This is a genomic window from Actinosynnema sp. NPDC002837, from assembly GCF_040295345.1.
Classification (GTDB): Bacteria; Actinomycetota; Actinomycetes; order Mycobacteriales; family Pseudonocardiaceae; genus Actinosynnema.
In genome coordinates this window covers 174,072-197,590 of record NZ_JBEOVG010000004.1, presented here as the reverse complement: position 1 = coordinate 197,590, position 23,519 = coordinate 174,072, and the positions used below count along the sequence as shown (strand labels likewise).

At 72.1% G+C, this 23,519-nt stretch carries 18 protein-coding genes and 3 tRNA genes; 3 read left to right on the top strand and 18 right to left on the bottom strand.

Translation table 11 applies throughout. The features are described 5' to 3' along the window. Positions 1-67: 67 nt before the first annotated feature. From ABTZ99_RS04985 to ABTZ99_RS04950, 8 genes are all read right to left on the bottom strand, one after another. Positions 68-502 carry an HIT family protein gene (locus ABTZ99_RS04985; protein WP_499608199.1) on the bottom strand — a complete coding sequence of 145 codons (435 nt, stop codon included), beginning with the start codon at positions 500-502 and terminating at the stop codon, positions 68-70. A gap of 433 nt (positions 503-935) precedes the next feature. Then, positions 936-1,008 (bottom strand) — tRNA-Arg (locus ABTZ99_RS04980). Positions 1,009-1,047: 39 nt separating this feature from the next. Beyond that, positions 1,048-1,137: transfer RNA gene (locus tag ABTZ99_RS04975), tRNA-Ser, on the bottom strand. A 117-nt stretch (positions 1,138-1,254) separates the two neighbouring features. Then, positions 1,255-3,252: an acetoacetate--CoA ligase gene (locus ABTZ99_RS04970; RefSeq protein WP_499608197.1), complete on the bottom strand. Its 1,998-nt coding sequence runs from the start codon at positions 3,250-3,252 to the stop codon at positions 1,255-1,257. Positions 3,253-3,311: 59 nt separating this feature from the next. Further along, positions 3,312-4,076: an ESX secretion-associated protein EspG gene (locus ABTZ99_RS04965; RefSeq protein ID WP_498781610.1), complete on the bottom strand. Its 765-nt coding sequence runs from the start codon at positions 4,074-4,076 to the stop codon at positions 3,312-3,314. After that, positions 4,073-5,398: a PPE domain-containing protein gene (locus ABTZ99_RS04960; protein WP_499608194.1), complete on the bottom strand. Its 1,326-nt coding sequence runs from the start codon at positions 5,396-5,398 to the stop codon at positions 4,073-4,075. The genes ABTZ99_RS04965 and ABTZ99_RS04960 overlap by 4 nt, the downstream gene beginning before the upstream one ends. Next, a complete protein-coding gene (locus ABTZ99_RS04955) occupies positions 5,398-5,862 on the bottom strand; it encodes a hypothetical protein (protein WP_499608192.1) in 465 nt (154 codons plus the stop codon). The genes ABTZ99_RS04960 and ABTZ99_RS04955 overlap by 1 nt, the downstream gene beginning before the upstream one ends. 384 nt (positions 5,863-6,246) lie before the next feature. Next, on the bottom strand, positions 6,247-6,924 hold the full coding sequence (locus tag ABTZ99_RS04950) for a dienelactone hydrolase family protein (protein WP_498781607.1): 678 nt from the start codon (positions 6,922-6,924) through the stop codon (positions 6,247-6,249). A gap of 121 nt (positions 6,925-7,045) precedes the next feature. Here ABTZ99_RS04950 and hisC point away from each other — a divergent pair, with 121 nt between their 5' ends. Then, complete coding sequence (hisC, locus tag ABTZ99_RS04945; protein ID WP_498781606.1) at positions 7,046-8,113, top strand: histidinol-phosphate transaminase; 1,068 nt, start codon at positions 7,046-7,048, stop codon at positions 8,111-8,113. A gap of 5 nt (positions 8,114-8,118) precedes the next feature. Here hisC and ABTZ99_RS04940 read toward each other — a convergent pair whose 3' ends face one another. From ABTZ99_RS04940 to ABTZ99_RS04930, 3 genes are all read right to left on the bottom strand, one after another. Next, positions 8,119-8,868: a sulfite exporter TauE/SafE family protein gene (locus ABTZ99_RS04940; RefSeq protein ID WP_498781604.1), complete on the bottom strand. Its 750-nt coding sequence runs from the start codon at positions 8,866-8,868 to the stop codon at positions 8,119-8,121. A gap of 110 nt (positions 8,869-8,978) precedes the next feature. Then, complete coding sequence (locus tag ABTZ99_RS04935) at positions 8,979-12,062, bottom strand: carboxypeptidase-like regulatory domain-containing protein (protein WP_499608188.1); 3,084 nt, start codon at positions 12,060-12,062, stop codon at positions 8,979-8,981. A gap of 75 nt (positions 12,063-12,137) precedes the next feature. Beyond that, entirely contained in the window at positions 12,138-13,127 is a 990-nt protein-coding gene (locus tag ABTZ99_RS04930) for a hypothetical protein (RefSeq protein WP_498781600.1), read from the bottom strand. 82 nt (positions 13,128-13,209) lie between these two features. Between ABTZ99_RS04930 and ABTZ99_RS04925 the strand changes: the two genes are divergently transcribed. Further along, positions 13,210-13,644 (top strand): MarR family winged helix-turn-helix transcriptional regulator, encoded by a 435-nt coding sequence (locus ABTZ99_RS04925; RefSeq protein WP_230569328.1) that lies wholly within the window; start codon positions 13,210-13,212, stop codon positions 13,642-13,644. A 194-nt stretch (positions 13,645-13,838) separates the two neighbouring features. On the opposite strand, the gene ypfJ is transcribed toward ABTZ99_RS04925, so the two are convergent. Continuing rightward, positions 13,839-14,741, bottom strand: a complete 903-nt coding sequence (ypfJ, locus tag ABTZ99_RS04920; protein ID WP_498781596.1) for a KPN_02809 family neutral zinc metallopeptidase — start codon at positions 14,739-14,741, stop codon at positions 13,839-13,841. 545 nt (positions 14,742-15,286) lie between these two features. Next, positions 15,287-17,020: a bifunctional metallophosphatase/5'-nucleotidase gene (locus tag ABTZ99_RS04915; protein ID WP_498781595.1), complete on the bottom strand. Its 1,734-nt coding sequence runs from the start codon at positions 17,018-17,020 to the stop codon at positions 15,287-15,289. Between the two features lie 134 nt (positions 17,021-17,154). On the opposite strand from ABTZ99_RS04915, the gene ABTZ99_RS04910 reads away from it, so the two are divergent. Next, entirely contained in the window at positions 17,155-17,625 is a 471-nt protein-coding gene (locus ABTZ99_RS04910; RefSeq protein WP_499608184.1) for a MarR family winged helix-turn-helix transcriptional regulator, read from the top strand. Between the two features lie 60 nt (positions 17,626-17,685). Here the strand turns inward: ABTZ99_RS04910 and ABTZ99_RS04905 are convergent. From ABTZ99_RS04905 to ABTZ99_RS04885, 5 genes are all read right to left on the bottom strand, one after another. Then, positions 17,686-17,772, bottom strand: a tRNA-Ser gene (locus ABTZ99_RS04905). A 159-nt stretch (positions 17,773-17,931) separates the two neighbouring features. Continuing rightward, positions 17,932-19,278 carry a hypothetical protein gene (locus ABTZ99_RS04900; RefSeq protein ID WP_499608182.1) on the bottom strand — a complete coding sequence of 449 codons (1,347 nt, stop codon included), beginning with the start codon at positions 19,276-19,278 and terminating at the stop codon, positions 17,932-17,934. A gap of 184 nt (positions 19,279-19,462) precedes the next feature. Further along, positions 19,463-20,062, bottom strand: coding sequence for a class I SAM-dependent methyltransferase (locus ABTZ99_RS04895; protein ID WP_498781589.1), 600 nt, complete (start codon positions 20,060-20,062; stop codon positions 19,463-19,465). 144 nt (positions 20,063-20,206) lie between these two features. Then, positions 20,207-21,796, bottom strand: coding sequence for a carboxypeptidase regulatory-like domain-containing protein (locus tag ABTZ99_RS04890; protein WP_499608179.1), 1,590 nt, complete (start codon positions 21,794-21,796; stop codon positions 20,207-20,209). 155 nt (positions 21,797-21,951) lie between these two features. Further along, a complete protein-coding gene (locus ABTZ99_RS04885; RefSeq protein ID WP_499608177.1) occupies positions 21,952-23,481 on the bottom strand; it encodes a M28 family metallopeptidase in 1,530 nt (509 codons plus the stop codon). Between the last annotated feature and the right edge of the window lie 38 nt (positions 23,482-23,519).

Below are 23,519 nucleotides of genomic sequence, written 5' to 3'. Positions count from 1 at the left end.
GTAAAGGAAACTTGACATCAGGAGTGTCGACTCCGCTTGACGTGATGTCAAGCATCTTTGACATCGGTCAGGCGAAGTGCGATCGCAGCCGGGCGCAGAGGTCGAGAAGGCCGTCCGCCGCCACGCGCGGCGCGCCCGACCACTCGTCAGTCCAGCCGACGTCCTCGGGCGTGCCCGCGTGGCGGACGAAGACGTGCTGGTGGAAGTGCGCCACGGCCCGACCGACCACGGCGGAGAACACGAAGTCGGGAGCGAGCTCGGCACGCAGCGCCCGAGCCGCCGACCACACCGCTCGCGCCACCGCGCCCACCTCGTCCGGCTCCAACCCGTCGAGCCACGGCACGTGCCTGCGGGTCTCGACGAACAGGTACCCGGGCACGCCCACCCCGTCCGCGGCGACCAGGCGGTGGGACACCACGACCAAGTCGTCCTGCCACACCACCGGCCCGACGAGTGGCCCGTCGCCCCGGTGCTTCGCGCAGATCAGGCATCCGCCGTCCACACGTCAACGGTAACGATCGCCTCGCCGGCCCGCGAGCACGATGGCGCGACCACTTACCCGGCCTAACGCAACACGAGTGCGTGGCTGATGCTCGCGGTCGGGGACGACCGGCCGCGTCGGAGCAACGACGGTTACGACGACGCGCCGGCGGCCCACTACAGCTGGGACAGCTCGGTCCCGAACCACCAGCTACCGCAGGCCGGTGACTGGCATGTTCGAGGTGGCGGAGGTTGTCACCATCCGAAAGACGTCACCTCTTACCGGTCGCACCCAACTTGTGCGCCCGCCTCACGTACTGGACCTGACTCCACGTGAGTGACGAGGATCTCCACCCGGGCATTGAGGCGCTCGACGAGCTCAATGCCCGAGCAGCAGTGCACAACAAATCAGGGCCCTGTTCCGTTACCCGGAACGAGGCCCTGACCTGCACTTGCGCGCTCGGCAGGATTCGAACCTGCAACCTTCTGATCCGTAGTCAGATGCTCTATCCGTTGAGCTACGAGCGCATCGTTCTTCAGTTGTCACCCGGCCGAAGCCGGGTGTTGCGGAGGCTCCGGGATTTGAACCCGGGATGGGCGATAAACCCAAACCGCATTAGCAGTGCGGCGCCATAGACCAGACTAGGCGAAGCCTCCCGGAGCCCTCGGCTACGACGCATAGATTACACATGCCCCCGCCGCTCTAGCAAAACGCCCCCCTCTTTACCGCATCCGACCTGGTCAGAGGGGGTGGAGGGGGGCGCTGGAGCGGCCTCAGGCGGTGGGGACGTGAGGTAGGTCTCGGGCCAGGGCGAGGAATGGGTCCAGTGAGGCCGGGTTGCGCAGGGCGTCCCGGCTGACGGCCCGCTCGGGTGGGGTGCCGGCCAGGATCTTCTTCACCGGGACCTCGCACTTCTTGCCGTTGAGGGTCCTCGGGATCTCGGCCACGGCGACGAAGCGGTTCGGGACGTGGCGCGGGGACAGGTTGGTCCGCAGCTCCGAGCGGAGGCGGGGCTCCAGGTCGGCGAGGGCGACTCCTTCGTCCAGGACGAGGAAGCACAGTAGTTCGCCGTCGGTCTGGCCGGCGCCCGAGGTGTCGATCACGAGCGAGTCCGCGACGCCCGGCATGCCTTCGACCACCCGGTAGAACTCGCTGGTGCCCATGCGGACGCCGCCGCGGTTCAGGGTGGAGTCGCTGCGGCCGTAGATGACGGCCGAGCCGCGCGGGGTGATCCTGATCCAGTCGCCGTGCCGCCAGACGCCCTCGAAGGTGTCGAAGTACGCCTCACGCAGCTTCGTGCCGTCCTCGTCGCCCCAGAACCACACCGGCATGGACGGCATCGGCTTGGTGATCACCAGTTCGCCGACCTCGTCGACGACGGGCTCGCCGGCCTCCGAGAAGGACTCCACGGCGGCGCCCAGGGCGCGGCACGAGAGCTCGCCGAGCCACACGGGCCGGTCGGGTGCGGCGGCGACGAAGGCGGTGCACAGGTCGGTGCCGCCGGAGACCGAGGCGATCTGCACGTCCGGGCTCACGGCCGACGCGATCCAGCGGAAGCCCTCGGGGGTCAGGGGCGCGCCGGTGGAGCCGACGACGCGCAGACCGGTCAGGTCGTAGCGCTCCGCCGGGCGGACGCCCTCCTTCAGGCACGACTGGATGTACGGCGCCGACGTGCCGAAGTACGTGACGCGGTGCTGCTCGGCCAGGTGCCAGAGGACGTCGAGGTCGGGGTGCGCGGGACTGCCGTCGAACAGCACGACCGTCGACCCGACCAGCAGGCCGGAGACGAGGAAGTTCCACATCATCCAGCCGGTGGTGGTGAACCAGAAGAACCGGTCGCCCCGGCCGAGGTCGCTGTGCAGCGCCAACATCTTCAGGTGCTCGACCACGATCCCGCCGTGGCCCTGGACGATGCCCTTCGGCAGGCCCGTGGTGCCCGACGAGTACAGCACCCACAGCGGGTGGTCGAACGGCACCGGCTCGAAGGCCAACTCGGCGTCGGCGTGCGCGGACAGCAGGGAGTCCCAGGTCACCGCGCCGGGCAACGGGGTGCCGCCCACGTAGTCGATCACCACGGTGGCGCGCAGCGACCCGATCTCCGACCTGAGCCGCTCCACGGTCGGCCGCACGTCGAACGCCCGCCCGTTGTACCGGTACCCGTCGACGGCCACGAGCACGGTCGGCGAGATCTGGGCGAACCGGTCGGTGATCGCCCGCGCGCCGAAGTCCGGCGAGCACGACGACCAGGTCGCGCCGAGCGACGCCGCCGCCAGGAACGCGATCAGCGCCTCCGGCGAGTTCGGCACGAGCGCCACCACGCGGTCGCCGGGCCGCACGCCCAGCTCCACGAACCCGGCGCGCACGGCGGCCACCCGGCGGCGCAGCTCGCCGTACGTGAGTTGCGACGACAGCCCGTCCTCGCGGTGGAACACGACCGCCAGGTCGCCGTCCGGGCCCTTCAGGGCGTGCTCCGCGTAGTTGAGCGTGGCACCGGGGAACCAGACCGCCCCGGGCATCACGGGCGCCTCCAGCACGCGCGTGGGCGGGCTGTGGAACACCACCTCGAAGAACTCCGCGATCACGCCCCAGAACCCCTCCAGGTCGGAGGTGGACCACTCCCACAGCGACTCGTAGTCGGGGAGGTCCAGGCCCTTGGTCGAGGCGAGCCAGGAGCGGAACGCGGCCATCCTGGTGTCGCCGACCCGATCGGGGTCGGGGCGCCACAGGACTTCCGCCTCGCCGGCGGCGGCGCCGGCACGCATCTCGGTCATACCTGAAGTTCCTAGCCGATCGGACGGCCCGGAACCACAGCAGGCACCCACACACCGGATCAGTTCCGGCCGGCGCTCGCCACCAGTCCCTCGACCGCGGAGATCAGCCTCGGCGCGTCCGCCGGCGCGACGACCAGCCACCCGTCGTCCCGCCGCACGAGGTACCGGCCCTCGGCGGTGTCCAGCCACGACACGACCGCGCCGGTCGGGTGCAGGTAGCCGGCCCGGTTGCGGGCGATCACGCCGACCTGGCCGCCGCCGCTGCGCGTGGTCACGGCGCGCATCAGGGTGTTGGCCTCCGGTTCGCGCAGGCCGACGGCGCGCAGCGCGTCGAGGAACCCCTCGCTGCCGTCGTGCTCGCCCGCCCGGCCCGCGGCCAGGTAGTCGTCCCAGCGCACGTTCACCGACCGGCCGCTGCCGGGTGGCGCGGCGGGCAGCGTGTTGACCGTGGTGGCGGCCAGCGCGGTCGGCCGGAACCCGGCCACCTGCACCTGGTTGCCGAGCCTGCCCGCGAACGCGCCGTGCCACGCCGCGGTGGCCAGGCCGCGCGCCTGCGCGCCGCGCACGGTGAAGAACACCTCCAGGCCGATCTCGAACTCGGCCAGGCCGCGCAGCAGCCCGTACAGCTCCTCGTCCGGCCGCCGCACGGTGCCGAGACCGCGGGCGGCCAGGTCGCGGGACGCGCTCTCGATCAACGCGTCCCGCTCCCGCTGGGTGTGCCCGAAGTGCCGGACGCCGAGCGGGACCGGGTGGGCGTCGCGGTGGACCGCCTGCCAGAGCAGGAAGAACTCCAGTTCGCTGAGCCGGAAGACGCGCTCGGTCACAGGCCGATCACCGGTGGTGCGGCCTTGCGGTCGACGCCGAAGACGTTGTCGTCGTCCTCCAGGTACCCGGGCCGGTTGCGGTCCTTCTCACCGCCGCCGGCGACGGGCGGCGGCGCGGCCATCGGCGCGGCGCCGATCATGCCGGACTGCGGCGTCACCGACTTGGGCGCCTGGAACTGGCTGGTCACGCTGCCGGGGTTGGCGGAACCGCGGTCGGCGGCGATCGCGCCCGTCGCGCCGCCGGGACCGGCCACCGGACCGCCGCCACCACCGCCACCGCCCATCCCGACGGGCGTGGGCATGGCGCCGCGACCGCCGTAGCCGCCGCGGCCACCGGCGAAGCCGCCGCGGCCGAACTGGGGCGACGTGCCGCCGGGACGCTGGTTCGACGCGCCGCCGGGGGTGCCCACCACCGGCTGGCTGCCGCCGCCACCGCCGGTGCCGCCACCGTCGGGGACGGTCGGGTTCGGCGTGACGACCACCGGCGGCGGAGGAGGCGGCGCGACCGGGTTGGTCGGCGGGCTGAACGACGGCACGGTGCGGTCGACCTCGTAGGAGTTCTGCTGGAACATCGCCATGACCTCGGCGGCCTGGCGGTGCGTCGCGTCCGCGGTGACGACCGAGTCGATCGCGGGCCCGGCGATGGTGTCGATGCCGGTGAACGCGCCGGGCGTGCGGACGGGCGAGGTCGAGCCCGCGGTCAGCCCGTCGTGCGACGAGAGGGTCGGCGACCGGAAGCCGGCGTCCTCCGTCAGCCGGTTGTCGACCAGCGGCGACCGCGGCGTGGCGATCGGGGTCGGGGTGGCGGTCGGGGTCGAGGACACGCCGGCGACCGGGGTGACGACCGGCGGCGCGGGCGCGGGCGGCGGCATCATCTCGCGCGCCGTCTGCACGTGGTCGATCTCGGTGGCGATGCACTTGGCCACGTTGTCGGCGTGCTCGCTGGTGTTCAGCGCCCACTTCTCCACCGACTCCAGCGCCTCGCGGGCGCGTTCGGCCGACTCGCCCGTCCACGCCTGGCTGGACTGGCCGATCGCCTTGGCCAGGAACCCCTGCACCTCGCCGAGGGCCTTGCTCACGGCCGCCCAGTCGGCCTGGGCGCTGCTCGCGGCCTTCAGGTCGACGCCGGTGTTGATCATCTCCCACAGCTCCTGGTGGCTGTAGGTCATCCAGTCGACCTTCTGGCCGAGGTCGGTGGGCTTGTCGTGGCCGTGGCCGTGACCACCGCCGTGCCCCTGGCCGCCACCGTGGTTGCCGCCGTTGTGGCCACCGCCCTGGCCGTGGCCCTGGCCCTGACCGCCGCCGTGCTTGTTGTCGCCCATCAGCCCTTGGCCTCCCCGGCGGAACCGAACGCGTCCGCCGCTTCGTCGTCGGCCCGTTCCAGGTTCCGCGCCGCTTCGCGGATGGTCTCCTCGACCTCGAAGAGCACCTGCATGAAGTCCCCGATCACGTTGACCGCCGACTCCTCGTTGCCCACGGCGACCTCGCGCAGCCGCCTGCTGATCGCGTCGCTCACCCAGTTGTTGCCGAACTTGAGCTCGACGTCGAGGTTGTCGACCGCGCGGCCGTGCACGGTGTCGACCAGGTTGCGCGCCTGCGTGACCAGCTTGAGCAGGTCGTCGACGCCCTGCTTGTCCAGGTCGAGCTGGACGGACCCCTTGTCCACCGCGTCCAGCGCGGTGGTGGCCTTGTCCAGGTCGGTCTGCGCGGCCTTCGCGAAGCTCTCCGCCACGGGTTTGACCGCGTCGGACTCGGCCGGGGCCGAGGCCGAGGCGGGCAGGGTCACGGTGGCGTCGGTGGCCGGCGCGGCAGTCGGCGGAGCGGCGGTCGGTGGCGCGGAAGTCGGTGGAGCGGCGGTCGGTGGCGCGGAAGTCGGTGGAGCGGACACCGGTGGAGCGGCCGACGTGGGAACCGGTGGCACGACGGCCACCGGCGCGTCCGCCACGACCGCGGGCTGGACCGCCGCGGACGGCGTGAAGCCGGGCGGGATCTGCACCGTCTGTGCACCCGCGAGTGGGACCGTGTTCCCGTCGCTCATCACTACCCCCTGCACTGCGATTCGCCGCGGGCCCGCCGCGCGTTAGCCCACGACGACCGAAATCAGGCGTTCCGGACGCCTTCCTTAGATGTACCGGGAAGCCCGTTCGGTTCCAAGCCGCCGACCAGAGGCTTAGCGAAGATGTGAGTCGAACCAGTTCAACGCGCGCTGCCACGCCTCGGCGCTGACCTCCGGCGTGGTGTCGAACCGGTGGCTGGTGTGGGCGAACCGGACCACGTCGGTCGCCACCGGCGCGGCCGCCGCCGCGTCGCGCAACTTCTCCACGTCGCTGAACGGGATCTCGTCGTCGTCATCGCCGTACAGGCCGAGCCACGGGCAGGTCAGCTCCTCCGCGACCTCCACCAGCGACGGCAGCCCCGCGGCCAGCGGTTCCAGGATCCCGCCACCGCCGACGGTCACCGCCGCGCCGACGGTTCGGCTTCCCGCAACCACCATCGCGACCGATCCGCCCAGGTCGAAGCCCATCACGCCCATGCGGTCCTGGCTGACGCCCCGCTGGGCCAACCAGACGAACGCGACGTCGGTGTCGGCCAGCACGGCGTCGCCGGACAACCCGCTCACCATCGCCGGCGCCTCGTCGCCGGACACCTCGTCGTAGAGGTGGGGCGCGACCGCCAACCACCCCTCGGCGGCGAGTCCGCTCACCAACCCGCGGACGGTGTCGGTCACGCCGCGCGCCTCGTGCAGCACGACCAGGCCGCCGCGGACGGCGTTCTCCGGCTCGGCGACGGTCAGCCGCAGCTCGCGGCCGTCGGTGAGGGAGAGCGTCTCGGTGCGGGTAGGAGTCATGGCCCAACCCTTCCACGAGGGGGTGAACGGCAGTCAACGTGAGCATCCGTACGGCAGGTATGCCCCATCCGGGTCTTTCACCGGATAACGTCCGGCTCAGAACCCCGAAGGGAGTCCTTGGATGACCGTGCGAACCCGTGCCGACCTCGTTGCGCTGCCCGGATACGTGCCCGGCAAGACGATCCCCGGCGCGATCAAGCTGGCCAGCAACGAGGTCTCGGCCGGACCGCTGCCCAGCGTGGTGCGGGCGATCGCGGACGCCGCCACCGCCGTGAACCGCTACCCGGACACCGCCGCGACCGAGCTCGTGGCGCGCCTGGCGGACAAGCTCGGCGTGCCCGCGGAGCAGGTGGCCGTCGGCTGCGGCTCGGTGACGTTGTGCCAGCAACTGGTGCAGGCGACGTGCACCGAGGCCGACGAGGCGCTGTTCCCGTGGCGCTCGTTCGAGGCGTACCCGATCATCACCGCGGTCGTCGGCGCGCGGCAGACCCGGGTGCCGCTGACGCCGGGCCACGGGCTCGACCTCGACGCGATGGCCGACGCGATCACCCCGGCGACCCGCCTGGTGTTCGTGTGCAACCCCAACAACCCGACCGGGACGGCGTTGCGCAGGGCGGAGATCGAGCGGTTCATCGAGCGGGTGCCGTCCGACGTGCTGGTGGTGGTCGACGAGGCGTACAAGGAGTTCGTCGACGACCCCGACGTGCCCGACGGCGTGGAGCTGGCCAAGGCGCAGTGGGCCGCGGGCCGGGACAACGTGGCGGTGCTGCGCACGTTCTCCAAGGCGTACGGGCTGGCCGGGCTGCGCGTCGGGTACGCGGTGGCGTCGCCCGCGGTGGCCGAGACGCTGCGCAAGGTCTACGTGCCGTTCAGCGTGAACGCCCTGGCCCAGGTCGCGGCGCTGGCGTCGCTGGACGCCGAGGCCGAGCTGATGGCGCGGTGCCGGGCGATCGTGGCCGAGCGGGCCAGGGTGCGCGGCGAGCTGCTGGCCGCCGGGTTCGAGGTGCCCGAGTCGCAGGCGAACTTCGTGTGGCTGCCGCTGGGCGAGCGGACCGCGGCGTTCAACGAGCACTGCCTGGCGCACAAGGTGGTCGTGCGGGCGTTCGTCGGTGACGGCGCGCGCGTCACGATCGGCGAGCCCGAGGAGAACGACGCGTTCCTGAAGGCTGCCCGGTCCTTCGCCGGCTGAGCCGTTCAGCGGGTGAGGATCTGAGCGATGGCCACGACTCCCACCACCACGATCACCGCGCGCAGCGCGGTCGGTGGGAGTCGGCGGCCGACCTTCGCGCCGAGCTGCCCGCCGACGACCGAGCCGACCGCCAGCAGCAGCACGGCGAGCCACGCCACGTCGGCGATGAAGATGAACAGCACGCCCGCGACCAGGTTCACGAACGCGGTCAGCACGTTCTTCAGCGCGTTCATCCGCTGGATGTGCTCGCTCATCAGCACGCCCATCAGGCCCATCACCAGCACGCCCTGCGCCGCGCCGAAGTAGCCGCCGTAGATGCCCGCGAAGAACACGCCGATCCACAGCGCCACGCCGCCGTGCTCGTGCCGCTCCCGCTCGGCGAGCTTGCGGTTGAGCCACGGCTGGGCGACCACCAGCACCAGCGCGATGGCGATCAGCACCGGGACGATCGCGGAGAACGCGTCCTCCGGCAGCACCACGAGCAGGATCGCGCCGACCACGGCGCCCAGCACCGAGGCGGGCAGCAGCCGCTTCACCCGGCCCGCCTGCCCGGTCAGCTCGCGCCGGTAGCCCCACGCGCCGCTGAGCGAGCCGGGCACCAGGCCGAGGCTGTTGGACACGTTGGCCACCACCGGCGGGTAGCCGACGGCCAGCAGCACGGGGAACGTCACCAGGGTGCCGGAGCCCACCACCGTGTTGATCCCACCGGCGAACACGCCGGCCAGGACGACGACGATCGCCTCCACCGTCGTCACGGCCACTCTCCCTGGTTCTCGCGGTTCGCCAGCGACGCTAACACCGCGTCCGGCGGGGCGCGGTGTGGTGATCGCGACACGGCGCCCCGCCCGCCAGGGGTTTGGGAGGGCTACGTCGTGCGCCGCCCCAGCGCCCGGGCGCCGATGCCGAACGCCAGCAGCACCAAGCCGACCACCCCGAGCCCGAGCACGCTCGCGCCGGTGGTCGCCAGGGCGTCCCGCGGCGGACCGCCGCCACCGGCCGGGGTGTCACCCGGTGCGGTGGCGTCCGGGTCGACGACCACCGGTCCCGGCTTGACCGCGATCAGCTGGGGTTCCGTCGCACCGCGGACCGCCGCGAACAGCGGGCCCTCGTGGAACGGGACCACCTGCCACGGACCGAGGACCACCGGCGTGTAGTGGCCGACGGCCAGATCGGGGAACGTGAGCATGCCGTGGGCGTCGGCCGTGGCGCGGGCCGCGGTCTCGTTCGTGTCGGGGTCGAGCAGGACCACGGTCACGTCCGGCACGCCGACCCACTGCCTCCCGCAGCACTCGACCACCCGGCCGGTCGTGGTCCACACCGCGCCCGGCACCCTGGCCTTCGCCCTGGCGATCGGCGCCAGCTCGCGGAACCGGCCGTCGGCGTCACGCGTGCCGAAGGCGCACGTGGCCGTGATCAGCCCGTGGTCGGGCGACCCGACGGGCATGGTCTCCTCCACCGTGGTCGACCACGACCTGCGGGCGGCGACCGGGACGCCGTAACCGAGCTCGCTCAGCGGACCCCACTCCTCGCCGTTCTCGATCTGGTACGGCGTGCCGGTGCCGCCGCACACCGCGTGCACGGTGAGGTCGGCCAGGCCGTTGTTGGTGATCGTGACGTTCAGCCTGGGCCGCTCGTCGGGCCGGTACTCGGCCTTGTCCCAGGCGATCACGGCGGTCAGCGTGTTCGCGGGCCGGACCAGGCCGACCTCGAACGTCGTGTCGCCGCCGCCGGTGACGGTGAACCGGTCGTAGAAGTCGATCGGCGGCGCCCAGCGGGAGGAGTGCCAGACGCGGACCCGGTAGTTGCCGGCCGGGGCGCCCTCGATCCGGTAGCGGCCGGCGGCGTCGGTGATGCCTTCGTGGAACGTCGTCGGGATGCCGCCCTCGACGGTCACGGTCTGGTTCGGCAGCGCCTCGCCCTGGTCGAACGCGCCGTTGGCGTTGGCGTCGCCGTAGACCAGGACGGTGGCGCCGCCCGCGGCGTGGCTCACCGGAGCGGACAGGTCGAGCGGCACGGACGCGCCGCGCGTGCCGAAGGTGATCCGGCCCTTGAGCGAGACCAGGTCGCCGATCCAGGGCCGCGGCTCGCCGACCACCGTGACCTCGTAGGACTCGCCCGGCCACAGGTACAGGCCCTTGGTCGGGTTCGCGTACGGGTACAGCGGGCCCCACTGGTCGAAGTCGTGGGTCATCGTGGACGGCACCCACTCCGGCACGTACCGGACCGGGATGCTCGCCCCGACGCCCGTGTTGGTGACCTTGATCCGGGCCGTCACGGGCTCGGCGATGTCGTAGGCCGCCTTGTCGAACGACGCCGTCACCTCGAGCCGGTCCACCTCGACCGGTTCGACGACCTCGGGCCCGGCCACCACCACGAACTCCACCCGCGTGGTCGTGTCGGCGACCACGTCGACGGTGAACCAGCCCTCGCCGGTGGCCTCGTCCCGGTACTCGCCGAGCACCAGGACCTCCGTGCGGCCCGCCGGCAGCTTGGCGAAGGAGAACGCGCCGCCGTCGTGCGACCGGGCCTCGGCGACCGGCAGGCCGCCGCGCTGCAGCGCCACGAGCCGCACGCCGTCCAGCGGTCGCCCGTCGCCGTGCCTCAGCGTGCCCTCGACCGCGCCGAACGAGCCGACCTCGGCGAAGTCGGACGAGCCGATGTAACCCGCGGTGCTGCGACCGCTGTTGCCGAAGTTGCAGGCGACGCCGATCCGGCCGACGGCCGCCGCGTCCGCGGGCACGGTGTCGGTGACCCTGAGCACCTTCGTCTCGCCGGCGGCGAGCGTGACGCCGGGTCCGTCCGGGCTCAGCGCGGCCCACCCGGGGCCGTTGCCGGTCAGCCGACCCTCGTCCGGCTCCTCATCGCACACCGCGACGACCCCGGTCAACGCGGTCGCGCCGGTGTTGGTGAGGGTCACGTCGATGCCGACCGGGTCGGTGGGCCGGTAGGACTCGCGGTCGAACTCCAGCTTCGGCCGGAGCACTTCCAGGACCGGTGAGGTCATCGGCAGCGCGAGTTCGGTGGTGACGCCCTGCTCGACGGTGAACTCGGCGTGGCCCGGCGCGATGACGAACGGGTTGCCGTGCTCGATCAGGGAGGCGCGGTAGCGGCCGGTGGGCACCTCGCCGCCGAAGGTGAACCGGCCGGTGGCGTCCGTGCGGCCGCTCAGCCACGTCGTGGGCAGGCCGCCGTCGGCGTAGACCGGCGCGTCCGCCACGCCCTCGCCCTCGTCGAACGCGCCGTCGCCGTCGGCGTCGCGGTAGAGCACGCCGCGGGCCGAACCCCAGGTCAGCGGCACGCGGGTGGCGGCCCGGCCGGTGTTGTCCTCCGGCGTCGGGTCCATGTCCGGCAGCGTCTGCGGGCCCGTGTGCGCGGTCACCGAGTACTCGACGCGGTCGTAGAGCGGGATCTGCTGGCGGCCGACGAGCCGGTAGGTCTTCGCCTCGCCTGGCGCGATGGTCGCGCCGGGGACGCGGCGCAGCTCCGTCGCGCCCGTCGTGATCCGCAGGTCGCCCCCGTGGGTGAACCGGACGTCGACCGCGGGCGCGGCCCCGGCGTTGCGGACCGTGACGGTGAGGCCGATGTCGGAGTCCGGCGGGTACTCGGCGCGGTCGAAGGCCAGCGAGACCTTCAGGTCGGCCCGCGGCACGGGCGCCGCTTCGGCCCGCGGCACGGCCGGTGGCGCCGGCTCGGGTTCGGCCGGCGCGGTGGTGGGATCGGGCTCGGCGGGCGGCGACGAGGTCTCCACCGGCGGCTCGGTGGTGGTCGTCGTGGTCGTCGGCGGCTCGACGGGTGTTTCCGTCGGCGGCTCGGACGGCGCGGTCGTGGTGGGTGCCGTGGTCGTGGTTTCCTGCGCTGACGCGACCGGTCCGCCGAGCGCCACGGCGAGCGCCAGCGCGCCCGCCGTGACCGCCCGCACGATTCGCCCCGTGCTGGTGGTGCCGGACATCGGGTGTCCCCCGTAAGTAGGTCCTTGCCCACCGCGGGTTGCCGACGTCCCCCGAGCCGCCGCCGGGCAGGGCCCTTACACGATCAGGCCGGAAGCTACCGCTTCGCCGCCGTGCCGTGCCCGGCTTTCGCGGAACTTCCGCAAGGTGTGCGCGTCCGACAGCCCCGTGCCGCCGACCAGCACGCCGAGGTCGCCGTCGACCACGTAGCTGCCGTGCGGCGAACGGGCGATCGTGGTCGGCTCGTCGTCGCCCCACGGCGCGACCCGGTGGGCGGTGCGGGCGGCGCCCCAGTCGTCGGCCGACCGCAGCACGCTGACGGCCGCTTCGCCCGGCGCGCCGAGGGAGTTGGTGACCACGGCGAGCGTGCCGTCCGGGCGCAGGTCCATGCCGTCGCCGCCGACCAGCGGCCGGTCGAGGGCGACCTCCGAGACCCGACCCGATCGGGTGATCTTGAACAACGCGCCCGTGTCGTAGCGGACGGCGAGCGCGAAACCCCTGGGGTGCCAGACGATCCCGTTCAGGCCGATGGTGTCGCTGCCGAACCGCGGGTCCCGGGCGAACACCGCGGCGCGGCCGTCGCGGTCGACCCGGTACAGCGCGTCGGAGGCGGGGTCGGTGACGTAGGCGTTGCCCGCGTGGTCGACGGCGACGTCGTTGGCGCTGTGCCGGCCGGGGCCGATCGCCAGGTCGACCACGTGCACCGGCCGTCCCGTGGCGAGGTCGAACACGCCGAGCCCGGAGGCCCGGTAGGTGGTGTCCGGGGTGGACCGGGCGCCGAGGCCCATGTCGCCGTACGCGACGTAGACGCGGTCGCCGACCACGTGCACGCCGAACGTCGACACCATCCGGGGGTCGCTGATCAGGGTCTTCGTGGTGCCGTCGCGGACGACCTCGACGGTGCCGCGCCGGATCGAGCCGAGCAGGAACGTGTGCCGCAGCGGGTCCCAGGCGATGCCCTCGGGGTGCAGCGCGGCGGACCGGCCGGTGATCACGCCCGGCGCGGCCGTGGCGGCGGCCGGGGTGGCGGTGAGGACGACCAGCACGAGAACCATCAGGAAACGCATAATGCTCCGTCCACTTGTGTGAGTACGTGCACGAAGTTAGATCAGAGCTCTGATATCCGTCAACGCACTTTACGATCGGGGCATGGGCATGCCGGTCGAGGAGCGCCTTGGCGGCGACATCAAGCGGGTCGAGCACGAGCTGATGCTGGTGAAGCAGCAGGCCGTGCGGCCGGCCGGGCTGACCGTGGCCCAGTACGCGGCGCTGCTGGTGCTCAACGACCACCCCGGCGTGTCGGCCGCCGAGCTGGCCCGGCGCTGCCGCGTGACGCCGCAGACGATGACCACGATCCTGCGCAACCTGGAGGCGGCCGAGCTGATCGCCCGGGTGCCGCACGAGGTTCACCGCAACGTGCTGGAGACGCGGCTGACCGAGGCGGGGCGCGCGGCGTTCGAGGTGGCCGACGAGCGGGCGTCCGCCGTCGAGCGGCGACTGGCCGACGAGTTCAGCGCGGCGGAGCGGGAAACCCTCCGCGCCCTGCTGGCACGGTGCTCGAAAGCCCTAGCCGGTCAACCCTGACACCCTCCGCGAGGTCGCGTCGGTCGTTAGCCCTAGCCGGTCAACCCCTGGCACCCCTCCGCGAGGTCGCGTCGGTCGTTCGCGACTCATTTCCCGGCGATCACGCTTTTCGATCGTCGGGAAATCAGGCGCGAGCGGCCGACTTCCCGGCGACCGAGCCGCCATCTGCGGAGCAGGGGCAATCCAACGCAGCTTCAGCCCAGGTTGTCGGTGTCGAAGGTGTTGCAGCGGGCCGGGTCGCCGGTCTCGTAGCCGGTCGTGTACCACTTCTGGCGCTGCGCCGACGTGCCGTGGGTGAACTTGGTCGTGTCGACCTTGCCGCCGCCCAGCTCGCCCTGGATGAAGTCGTCGCCGATGCGGGCCGCGGCGTCCAGCGCGGCGTTCACGTCGTCCTGCGTGACGCCGGTGATCAGCGGTTGACCGGAGGCCGTCGGCACGGTCTCCGCGTGGTTGGCCCAGGCGCCCGCGTAGCAGTCGGCCTGCAGCTCCAGCCGCACCGAGCCGGACGTCGGCCCGGACCCCGAGCCGACCCGGTCGGACGTGCCGAGCAGGTGCTGGACGTGGTGGCCGTACTCGTGGGCCAGGATGTACGCCTCGACGAACGGACCGCCCGTGGCGCCGAACTTCTGCTGCATCTCCTGGAAGAACCCGAGGTCGATGTACACCTGCGCGTCCGCCGGGCAGTAGAACGGCCCCACGGCGGACGTCGCGTTGCCGCACCGGGTCGACACGCCGCCGGAGAAGAAGTTCGTCTGCGCGGGCTGGTAGGTGCGACCCGATCGGGCGAACTGGTCGCCCCAGTAGGCCTGGATCGAGTTGATGAACGCGACCGCGCGGCAGTCGGACTCGCGGTTGGCGTCCGCGCCGGTCCGGCACTTCTCCTTGATGGCCTCGGAGCCCACCTGCTGCCCCTGGCCCACGTCGGAGAACCCCGATCCGGACGGCAGCTGCACGCCGCCGCCGATCTGGGACAGCACGAAGTACAGGATCAAGCCGACGATCCCCAGCCCGCCGCCACCGAGGGCGACCCGGCCGCCGACACCGCGTTGGTCGGAGACCTGTGACGTGTCCAGCTCGGCGTTCTCGTTGAACTGCACCGCGCGTCCTCCCAGACAAACCCGAAGCCGACCCGGACAAGACAAGCCCCGGGTGCGGAGCCCGACGTCGGGGCACCGCACCCGGGTTTTCCCATGTGGAAGTGACGAAACCTGCGTGACGGGGTCGGCGTGGACCGCGGTCGGCGCCGACGGTGGAGACGGCGCCCTGATGACCTACCGGGTCAACATCGTCAAGCGCGGCGATGGCGCCGGTGGCGCCGTGCGCTCGAAACCCCGTCGGAGCCGCTCACGTTCGCGATCGGGCCGGTCTCATGACCGCTCCGCCCGCGGGGTTGCGGCTCGAACGCGGCTCGTCACCGCGAGGACTTACCTGCACCGCACCACCTACCCCTTCCGGGCGTGCCGCCGGCGGGTCAGCTCGGGTTCCGCCGGTGGCAGGTCCTGTGTCGAGCATGCGCCTCTTCGGCCCGATGCACAACTCGAGGAGAAGCCCCTGAACTGGTGAAATGAGATTCATCCGGCTCAGCGGGACAGTGGTTGCGCGCTGTGAGCGGGCGCCGGGGTGCCCGCTCACAGCGCGTGCATCACGGGGTGGTGGTGATGCGGCCGAGGGCCGGCGGAACGGTGTTCGGGTTGGCGGTCAGGTAGGCCGTGAAGCCGTCCAGGTCGATGCCGCCACCGGTGATCTCCGTGCCCGCGGTGAACGCGCTGAAGCCGTCACCGCCGCCCTGCAGGAAGCTGTTGATCGTGACCCGGTAGCTCGCGGCCGGGTCCAACGGCGTCCCGTTGAGGACGATGTCCGACACCTTGGACCCGATCGGCGCGGACGCCGACCACGTGTAGGTCAGGCCCTTGGACGGCTGCAGCACGATCTGCCGCTGCTGGCCGTTGACGACCTGCCACTGCTGCTCCAGCGCCGCCTTGAGCTGCGCGCCGGTCAACGTGACCGTCTGCAGGATGTTGCCGAACGGCTGCACGGTGAACGCCTCGCCGTAGGTCACCACGCCGTTGCCCTCGCCCGCGGGCGACGAGGCGTGGGTGAGGTCGGCGCGCACGCCGCCCGGGTTCATCAGCGCGAGCACCGCGCCGTTGCCCGCGGTGGCGGCCAGCTGGGAGTCGGCGATCAGGTTGCCGAGCGCGGACTCGCCCGCCGGGTTCTGCGCGCGCAGGATGTCCTGGGCGATGGTGCCGATCGGGCGGTTGGCGATCGGGCCGGACTTCGACTTGGCCAGGTCGATGATCGCCTGCACCTCGGGGTCCGGGGTGACGTTCCTGGTCACCACGTGGTTGCGGGCGACGGTGGCCGAGCGGACGACCTCGCGGGTCCGCTTGTCGATCTTGAGGTCGACCACGGACAGCTCGCGGCCGAACGCCAGGCCCTCGATGAACGGGCGCGGGTTGCCCGCCGGGTCGGTGACCGTGCAGTTGTAGTGCTGGTGGCTGTGGCCGGAGAACACCGCGTCGATCTTCGGGCTGACCTGCTCGGCGATCTTGCGGCCGGGGCCGCCCGCGACCGTGCGGCACTCGTCCGGGCCGCCGCCCGAGGTGTTGTCGCCCTGGTGGATCAGCAGCACGATCGACTTCACGCCGAGCCAGTTGAGCAGGTCGGCGTACCGGTTGGCGGCGGCGACCTCGTCGCCGAACTCCAGCTCCTTGATCCCGTTCGGGTCGACCAGGATCGGCACGTCCTTCAGCGGCATGCCGATGAACCCGATCGGGACGCCGTCGCGGAACTCCACCCAGAACGGCGGCAGCGCGGGCCGGTCGTTCTTCGCCAGCGTCACGTTCGCGCCGAGGATCGGGAAGTCCGCGCCCTCGTAGGTCTCGCGGAACTGGCAGCCGTCGACCGGGTGGCACCCGCCGCGCTGCATGCGCAGCAGCTCCTGGTAGCCCTCGTCGAACTCGTGGTTGCCCGCCGCGGTCGTGTCCATGCCGACCCGGTTGAGGACCTCGATCGTCGGCTCGTCGTGGAACAGCGCCGACACGATCGGGGACGCGCCGATCAGGTCGCCCTGGCCGACGATCACCGAGTTGCGCACCTCGGCCTGGAGGTTGCGGATGTGGGTCGCGTTGAACGCGGCGCCACCCGCTTCGACCTGCGTGCCGTCCGACAGCGTGACGCGGCCCGAGGAGCCCGAGGGCGGCTCGATGTTGCCGTGCAGGTCGTTGATGCCGATCAGGCGGACGTCGACGGTGCGCGCCGGGCGGTCGTCCTTGTCGGCCGTCGCGGGGCTCTGCGCCAGCGTGACCGCCAGCGCTGCCGCCGCGGTGACCGCGAGCGCGCCGGATCGCCGCGCGGTGCGTCTGAACGAGGTCATGGGGTGGGTTCCTCCCTGCGGCGCCCCGGTAGGAGGGCGCGGTACGGCGCAGGAGTTTGCCTGGCGGAGCTGACCTGCACCAGACATGTCGGTGGATCGTCCGTTAACGGATATGTGCGGCCTAACCTTGTGGGGTGACTGAGCAGGAGCCGCGTTGGCTCGACGATGGGGAGATGCGCGCCTGGCGCAACTACGTGGTCGGGGCCTCGATGCTCGCCGACCGCCTGCACCGGGAGCTGCAGGACGGGCACGGCGTGTCGTTGGCCGACTACGAGGTGCTCGTGCGCCTGTCGGAGCGGCCGGGGCGGCGGATGCGGATGTCGCAGCTCGCGGACGAGGTGGCGTCGTCCAAGAGCCGGGTGTCGCACCAGGTGGCGCGGATGGAGCGGGAAGGGCTGCTGAGCAGGCGGGAGTGCCCCGAGGACGGTCGCGGCGTGTTCGCCGAGCTGACCGACGAGGGCATGGCGCTGCTGGAGACGTCCGCGCCGACCCACGTCGAGGGCGTGCGCGAGCACATGATCGACCTGCTCTCGCGCGACGAGCAGGCGGTGGTGGCCAAGGTGTTCGACCGGATCATCACCCACCTGCGGGACGTGGACGGGTGACCGGCGCGTGACGCGGCAGCGCCCCCACGCCCGGTGAGGGGCGTGAGGGCGCGTGGAGCGCGGTAGCGGTGGGATTTGAACCCACGGAGGGGATCAACCCTCGCACGTTTTCAAGACGTGTCCCTTAGGCCGCTCGGGCACGCTACCTCGGTGCAGGAGCCTAGCCGACGGGCGTCGGCGGCGGGCGGTCGCTCGCCGCGGCACGGCCGCCGGAAGGCCCCTGGAAGACGGACGTGCGAGGCCCCGGTGGTCGGGACCCCGCACGTCCTGCCGCCGTGCCGGGTGCTCACCCGGCGGGCGCCGTGATCAGGCGAAGATGCCGAACACGTCGATGACCAGGTGCGTGTAGCCGGAGTTGTTGTAGTACTGGTGCGCGGGGTAGACGCTGCCGCCCGTCTCGAAGCTGCCGAGGCGGACCGTGGCCATGTTCGGCGCGGTCTGGCCGGGCGCCAGGTTCAGCGCCGAGGTGCCGGGCCGGCTCTGGCCCGCCGGGAACGGCGTGATGTAGGTGTTGTCGGTCGGCTCGGTGCCGGTCAGGTTCAGCAGCAGGCTGTTGCCCGGGAACAGGTTCGGGTCGTCGAAGTACAGCGTGATCGCCTGGCTCGGCCAGATCGGCCCGGGCTCGCCCTCCCACCGGGTGTCGTACGCGCGACCGGGGGTGACGGGGTAGAAGTCCGCGCCGCCGTTGTCGGTGGGCAGGTAGTACCCGGTGATGTCCACGATCAGGTGAACGGAGCCGGCGTTGTTGTACAGGTTGACCTTGCGGTCCGCGCCGAGCGCGACGGTCACGCCGTTGGGGGTGGCACCGCCGGGCACGACGTTGAGGCTGGACGCGGTCGGCCTGGACGAACCGGACGGCCACGCGGTCACGTAGGTGCTCGCGGTCGCGTCGACACCGGTGACGTTCAGCGCCACCGCGGTCGAGCCGGCCGGCACGCCGTAGGAGCTGAAGTCGACCGAGCGGGACTCGCCGCCGTAGAACGCGCCGCCGGTGTTGCGCGAGTCGTACACGCGGGTCGGGCCGGTGGCGAAGTACCGAGCGGGGGTGATCGCGACGCCCGGGTTGTCGTGGACGTAGTAGCCCGCGATGTCGGCGATCAGGTGCGTGCTGCCCGCGTTGTTGTAGATGCTGATCGTGTTGTCGATCGACACCCAGGTGGTGACCGAGTTGGCGCGGGTCTCACCGGGCACCAGGTTCAGGGTCGACACCTCCGGCCGGGGGATGTCGGCGCCACCCTCCCACACGGTCACGTACGTGTTCCCGGTCGGTGACGTGCCGGTCACGTTCAGCACGACCGCCAGGGTGTACACCGGGGCGTCGGTGACGGGCACCACGATGCTGCCGCCCGGGCCGACCGGCGCGGTGCTGCCGCCGCGGCCGAGGCCGCTGCGGGTGTCCAGGATCCGTCTGGGCGCGGACGGGATGAACCGCGTGCCCAGGTACTCCTCGGCGCCGGCCTCCTGACCGTTGGCCTCGGTCGCCTTCGTGCCGTACGGGCGGGCGGAACGGCCGGCGCGGTCGAGCGACAGCTCGGCCCGGGCGACCTGGTCTCCATTGTGGACGGACGCGGGCTCGGCGGTGGCCGGAGCCGCGACCGCCACCACGGCGGCGGTCGCCGCGGTGGCGACCAGCAGCGCTGCGGAACGACGCATGATCCTCTTTCCTGACTGCAAGACGAATGGAAGGCGTCGGTCTACCAGCCAGTCCGTGACAGAGACACGCGGACGTCGGCAGCGCACAGCGCGACCCCCCTGTGGGACGAGCCCCCGACTCGACCGAACGGGCCGGACACTACCTCAGGGGTACGACAGCCGAAAGTGAAATGCGGTCGGCTTCTCAGTTCTCCGGCTTCACCGCGACGTGCACGAATTCGTTGTAGGTGAACACTTTCCCGGCAGCCCTGGGGAACGGGAAGGACATGCGGTCGCGCTCGACCAGCCCGAGCTGGGAGGTCACGTCCGCGAGGCCGTCGAGGTCGGTGAACGCCACGTGGGTGGGGTCCGACGCGTAACCGCGCTCCTGGGGGCAGATGAGCACCAGCAGGCCGCCCGGCGCGAGGAAGTCGACGTAGCCGCGCAGGATCTCCACGGCTTCCGGGCGCGGCATGTGCTCGACCAGGTGCGCGGCCAGGATGCCGCCGAAGCGGCCGGGCTTGGCGTACTCGGTCTCGAAGAACTCGTCCGTGGTGAACGCGGTCAGCCCCATGTCCCGGCAGGTCTGCACGGAGTGGGGGTTGTGGTCGACGCCGACGCCGTTGGGTTCCAGGTGCTTGAGGTTGCGCCCGATGCCGCAGCCGACGTCGAGCACCTCCCGCTCGCCGAAGATGCGGCGCACGTTCCACCGGTACGGGGCCTGGACGTTCAGGACACGCTTCCAGGGCAGGTTCTGCAGGCGCGCGAGCCGGTCGGTGTAGTCCTGACCGTCAGTCTTGTCCACGGTCGTACGGTAGCCGACGCTGAGACCCCTGACACCACCACCGTGGGGTTGACCCCCGTCGACCCGGTCACCGCGCGTGCTGCCCGACCCCTGTCCCGCCGGGCGGGACAAGGGTCGGATCACCAGGTCAGGCGGTGCGCCGGGTCACCCGCCGGTACGACGCGTGTTCGTCACGTCCGGGGCGGGCACGGCACCCGTCCACAGCTCTTCCTGGCAGCTCCGGCACGTGCCCGCGAACACGACAGCGTCGTAGCCGCCTTGCTTCCAGGCGCCGTAGACGCGCACCTTGTACGGCCCGGAGGGCAGGTTCTCGAAGCGCACGCGCCCCTGCGCGTCGGTCCGGGCCTGGGCCGCGACCTCGCCCGTGACCGCGTCCCTCAGGATGATCGCCGCGCCGGTGAGCATGCGGCCCGTCTCGCCGATCCCGTCGCCGTCGCGGTCCTCGAAGAAGGCCATGCGCAGCGTCACGGCCGGGCCGGGCACCTTGGCTAGGGCGTAGGCCTGCGGGACACCCTCGCGGCGGCTCTCACCGGGACCGAACTCGCAGCGGTGGTCCACCGCGCCGTACTCGGCCGCCACCTCGGAGACGCTGCCGACGATGGTGAACGCGCGGGACTGGCCCGCGGGCACCGTCACACCCGACGTGCCCCAACCCAGGTCGCCAAGGGCGAGGTCGCGCAGCTCAGGCCCTCCGTCGTTGGCCCGCTGGCAGTCGGCCTTGATCCCGGTCAGGTCCGCGGTGCCGATGTTGGTCAGCGTCACCGCGACCTCGGCCCGGTCACCGACCCGGTAGACGTCCTGCGTGAACCGCATGGCCGCGGACAGGTAGTCGGTCAGCGGGCGCTGACCGCGCAGCAGCAGGTTCGCGGCCGAACCGCTCCCGTCCACCGCGACGGAGGAGTTCGGCTGCTCGATGACCCAGCCGTCCGGCGCGTTGTCCGTGTACAGCCCGTAGACCTGCACCGGGAGGTCCGCGAACCGGAACCGGCCGTCGGCGCCGGTGGTCGCTTCCAGCCTCGTCCACGGCGGGCCGTTCGTGGTGGCGGTCACCCGGACGCCCTGGAGGGCCTCGCCGGCGTCCGGCGCGCCGTTGTCGTTGCGGTCGCCGTAGACGAGGCCGGCCAGGGTGTCCGCGGCGGAGGACGGGTCGCGGACCGGGAGCGGCAGCTCGACCTCGGTGACCGAGGCGTTGCCCTGCCAGATGGAGAACTTCGCCACCGGCGCGCCGCTCCAGCCCTGGACCTCGCCGCGGACGGTGAGGACGCGCTGCCGCCCGGCGGGCAGGATGACGCCGGGGCCGGAAAGGGCCAGGTCGCCCCACTCGGAGGACTGGATGAAGAAGGTGGACCCGGAGCTCGAGTACCCGTCGGCCTTCACGCCGGTGGCGTCGGCGTCACCGGTGTTGGAGAGCGTCACCTCGACCGGGATCTGCTCGCCGACGAGGAACGGGCCCGCGCCGACGGTGGCCGAGATGGCGAGCTTCGCGGCGGCGGCCGTCGGCGACGAGGCCGCGGGCGCGGCTGCTTGCTGCGCTCCGGTCGGCTGGGCGGTGGCCGGCTGGGCCTGGACCGGTGGCGCTTCGGGGCTGGAGGTCGTGAGGACCGGCTCGGCCGCGGCCGGCGACGTCCCGGGGTCCTGGGCCCGGGCGGCGGCGGCGGACAGGGTCGCGGTGACCGCGAGCGCCGCGACGAAGGCAAGGGATCTTCGCGCGACCACGCGCTTCGAGAGAGTCAAGACCAGCCCCCTGAGTGGTGGATTCGGGTGGCCGCAACCTAACCGACGTCGATCACCGACGCACCCGTTCGTCGTTTGTGGACACTCCCGGGTGGACGAGAAGAGACCGGCCTCCCGTGGGGGAGACCGGTCTCCGTTACCCGCTCGGCTGTGACCTACGCCACGTCGGCGTGCGAGTGGTGGTGCTCCTCCACGTGCAGCGAACGCGTGGACGCCGCACGCGCCGCAGCGCGCTCCGACCGCGCCGGCACGCCGTTCACGCTCTCCGTGCTGATCGCGTACGAGGCCGTCACCCACGCCAACGCGTCGGAGTTGCGGTCGAGGGCGACGCGGTCCACGTTGCCCAGGGTGTCACCGGAGCCGTGGTAGTTCGGGTCGTAGGCGACACCGGCCGTGCCACCCCACTTCGCCGCCTGCGCCTCGGTCTTGACGCCCTCGGCGCCGGTGAACAGACCACCGGCCGGGATGCCCTGGAGGATGAACTCGCCGTAGTCCGAGCGGCCGGTGAAGTCGGTGCCCTCGGTCTGCACGCCCTTCGCCACCGTCAGGTACTCCACGAACGCCTGCTCGATCTGCGCGGAGCCGTACGGGCCCGCGCCCGCGCCGACGCCGTCGGAGTCGTCGCCGTCGTAGACGAAGTACGCCGCGTTGGGCGAGCCGATCATGTCGAAGTTCAGGTACAGCGCGATGTCGAGCTGCTGCTCGAACGTCAGCGACTGCACGTACTTCGTCGAGCCGACCAGGCCGAGCTCCTCCGCGCCCCACCAGCCGAACCGGACCGCGTTGTTGACCTTCGGCGAGCCGCCGAGCTTCAGCGCGGTCTCCAGCAGGCCCGCGGAACCGGTGCCGTTGTCGTTGATGCCCGCGCCGTTCTCGACGCTGTCGAGGTGGGCGCCCGCCATCACGACGTTGTCCGTGCGGCCCGTCTTCGTCTGCGCGATCACGTTGCGCGAGACGCGGTCCTCCTCGTGGTAGCGCAGGTCGACGGTCACGGCCTGGCCGCCGAGCTGGGCCAGCGCGTTGCCGTCGGCCTGGGTGACGCCACCGGTGGGCACGACGCCCGGGGCGCCGAGCGTGACACCCGCCAGCGTGCCCTCGCGGTTGTTGGAGATGATCACCGCGATGGCGCCCGCGGCGGCCGCGTTGCGGTGCTTGACGTCGAACGTGCACGAGCCGCGGCGGATCAGGGCGATGCCGCCGGTGAAGTCCTGCCCGGCGAAGTCGCTCGCCTCGCAGCCCGGGGTCGCGTCCTCGGGCACGACCCGCAGCGGGCCGGTGACGCCGCCGACGGGCGTCTGCGGCGAGAACTCGAGCGGGATGTTCTCGTAGGTGGTCGAGCCGACCTTCGCGATCGCGGCGTCGGTGATCTGCACCGGGTAGGTGAACTCCGGCGTGGTCACGTGGAAGCCCGCGCCGCGCAGCTTGCCCGCGACGTAGTCGACGCTGGCGTCGTAGCCGGACGTGCCCGCGGCGCGGTTGCCGCCGTTGCGGTCGGCGATGCGCTGGAAGGCGATCAGGTGGCGGTTGACCCCTTCCGCGGTGACGTTCCTGGTCAGGTTCTCGGCCGACCTCGGCCCGTCGAGCGTCGAAGCCGACGCGGCGTTGACGGCCGGAACGGCGACCAGTGCGAGGGAGGCGGACGCCGCGAGGATCGCCGCGCGTCGGATCCCGGTTCTTGCTGACATGATCGAGTTCCCCTTCACTCGGATGCCGAACCCTCACA